This is a genomic window from Acetobacter senegalensis, from assembly GCF_001580995.1.
GTDB classification, from domain to species: domain Bacteria; phylum Pseudomonadota; class Alphaproteobacteria; order Acetobacterales; family Acetobacteraceae; genus Acetobacter; species Acetobacter senegalensis.
On sequence record NZ_LHZU01000049.1, the window covers coordinates 1 to 2,783 of the forward strand.

Below are 2,783 nucleotides of genomic sequence, written 5' to 3' on the forward strand. Positions count from 1 at the left end.
GGCGGATTCAACCGGTCGTCGCAACACCTTCGATTATATGTTGTTTGAGCAGTTGGTCGAGTGCCTCTGCTGGTGTTTTCCAACCGAGTGTTTTGCGTGGCCGTGTATTCAGGGCATGAGCAACCGCATTTAATGCATCGGTATCATGCCGGCTGAGATCCGTTCCCTTGGGGAAGTATTGACGCAGCAGACCATTGTGTTTTCGTTGCTGCCACGTTGCCAGGGGCTTTGTGGATCGCAGAAGTAGATATCAAGACCGGTATCGATCTGGAGTTGGGCGTGTTGTGCCATCTCCGCTCCCTGATCCCAGGTCAAGGATCTGCGCAGACTGGCAGGTAGCTCCATGATGGTCCCTGCAATCGCGTTACGAACGGCCTGAGCCCCATGACCGGCAAGGGCTGGACCATTCCTGATCACTCTGGTTTTTCCATGCCCTTCCATCCGCGGCAGATGCAGCAACATCGTAAAGCGCGTGGTGGAGACTGTGTAGAATTTTGTGCGGTGGCACTTTTTCAGGCCATTGGGAAACGATCATCGAACATGATGGCGAGCTGGCATCTGACAGCATACCATTCGCTTACTGAGCGCTTCCACTCTGAGGAGGTAGCATTGAGCGCCAGATAAATCAATTTTGCTGCGGCCTCGTCACTGGGGAAGTGGCCGCGGGTGCGCACAGCACGACGGATCTTTGCGTTCAGGGCCTCAATGGCATTCGTTGTGTAAATCAGTCTGCGTACTTCCGGGGGGTAATCGAGGAACGGAATGACCTCATTCCAGGCCCTGCGCCAACTGGGTGCGATGGCCGGGTATTGTCTGGCCAGATCGCTTTCCTCAAACCTGCCGAGGGCTGCCTCGGCCTCGCTGGCGTCCACTGCCGTATAGATTGCCTTGAGAGCGGTGGCGACGGCCTTGCGGTCCTTGTAGCTGGCAAAGCTCATGGAATGACGCAGCAGGTGAACGATGCACGTCTGAATGCGGGTCCTGGGGAAAGCCGCTTCGATAGCCTGCGCAAAGCCCTTCAGCCCGTCGACGACGGCGATCAGGATATCCTGCACTCCCCGATTGCGCAGGTCACTGAGGACCTTGGCCCAGAATTTGGCTCCTTCATTTTCCTGGAACCACAGCCCCAGAATGTCCCGTGTGCCGTCAGGCAGGATCGCGAGCGCCACAAAGACGGCCTTGTTCGAGACAGCCCCGTCACTGCGGATATTGACCCGGATCGCGTCCATGAAGACGATCGGATAGCACGGTTCCAGCGGGCGGTTCTGCCAGGCGGCGACCTCCTCCATCACCGCGTCGGTAATCGCGGAAATGAGGCTCGGGGAGGCCTCAACGCCGTAGATTTCCTCGATATGCCCCTGGATCTCGCGGGTCGTCATGCCCCGGGCATACATGCTGATAATCTTGCGGTCGAACTCGGGAAAGCGACGCTGATACTTTGCGATCAGCATCGGGTCAAACGTGCCATTCCGATCCCGGGGAATATCCAGAACAACCTTGCCGCTCTCCGTGGTCACGGTCTTCTGGCTCCTGCCGTTTCTGCGATTGGGCGGCAGATTACCCTCGTCAGGTGCACCATCGGCGCGTTCCTCATCAAGGTGAAGAGTCATCTCCGTGTTGAGCGCTCGCTCCGCCAGAGCCTTCGTCAATTCCGAGAGTATGCCGGTCTTGCCAAACAGGTCGCCGGGTGAACGTCCTTCCATCAGGCGGTCCAGGAGGTCTTTATCAATGCTCATGCAGGGGCTCCTCTTCGAGCAATTTATCACCACACCGCACAAAATTCAGGATAGTCCCGCGTGGTGCGCTCGACCAAAGTTCCGATCGCTGAACTGCCAAGGCCGAGAATGAGGTCGCCTTCCCAATGACCCGGCACAGCTCTGTCCGCAACCTCTGCCGGACGATCACTGATCATCAAGGCATCTTCGACAAAAGATCTGCCTCGCTTACGCGCACGTTCCCGAGGAAGACGGAGTGCCCGCCCCGAGCGCAGGCAGGCGGAAAGTTCGCGTTTCAGAGCGCCACGCCCCTGAATGTAGAGTGCTTGATAAATCGCTTCGTGACTGATGCGCATGCTCTGATCCTCTGGGAAATCCATCTTCAGCCGTTGCGCGATCTGTTCCGGGCTCCATGCAAGGGACCAGCGTCGACTTTGACGATGAACTGCCCGTCGCTTTTTCCATATCACGACAGGCCCTTTCAGTGCGACACCATCCGGCGTGGCGATCAGGCCTGCAAGGCGATCGTGGACATAATCGTGCAAGGTAGAATTTTGTGCCAGCTTACTCACTTTGGGACGTTGGGCCGCACGATCCGCATGCCATTGTGCGGTGGTGGCACGGTAATTGAAATCCCCGTTGCGGGTCGCGGAATTGCGCCTGATCTCACGAGATATAGTGCTGGGCGAACGTCCCAGCTTGCGGGCAATAGCACGCACCCCGGTCTTGCGTGCGCATTCCAGGGCGATTTCTTCACGCTCGGAAAAAGAAAGACTACGGCCCTGTGGGCGAGAGGCCGAAGGGGTTAAATGTGTGGGTGGCATCCCGCCAGAACTCCGAAACCAACGGCTTCCAACTGGAGCAGAAACACCGGCTTCGATACCTGCCTCTTCGCTGGAAAGACCTGCCGCGATACCCTGCCAGAACCGACAAAGGGTCTCACGCTGCCAGACAGGCGGCCGTCCTGGCGAGCACAATTTGCGCCGTGTGGACCGCTCCGATTTCCGTTTCCCTGTCATCGTCTACACCTCCAATATTAAGGTGTTGCGACGACCGGTTGAATCCGCC

1 protein-coding gene and 2 pseudogenes are annotated in these 2,783 nt (G+C 57.7%); all 3 read right to left on the reverse strand.

The window, feature by feature from the left end; all coding sequences use genetic code 11:
* Nucleotides 1-7 precede the first annotated feature (7 nt).
* Nucleotides 8-477 (reverse strand): annotated as a pseudogene (locus AD948_RS00360) (IS30 family transposase); the annotation flags it as partial.
* 35 nt (nt 478-512) lie between these two features.
* The gene (locus AD948_RS00365; RefSeq protein ID WP_061470237.1) at nt 513-1,736 is read right to left on the reverse strand and encodes an IS256 family transposase; all 1,224 of its coding nucleotides are present in this window, start codon (nt 1,734-1,736) and stop codon (nt 513-515) included.
* Between the two features lie 56 nt (nt 1,737-1,792).
* Nucleotides 1,793-2,734, reverse strand: a pseudogene (locus AD948_RS00370) (IS30 family transposase); the annotation flags it as partial.
* Nucleotides 2,735-2,783: the final 49 nt, after the last annotated feature.

Bases quoted from the DNA above. Each gene is read 5' to 3' on its own strand.
- AD948_RS00365 (WP_061470237.1), bottom strand. From the start codon at position 1,736: ATGAGCATTGATAAAGACCTCCTGGACCGCCTGATGGAAGGACGTTCA.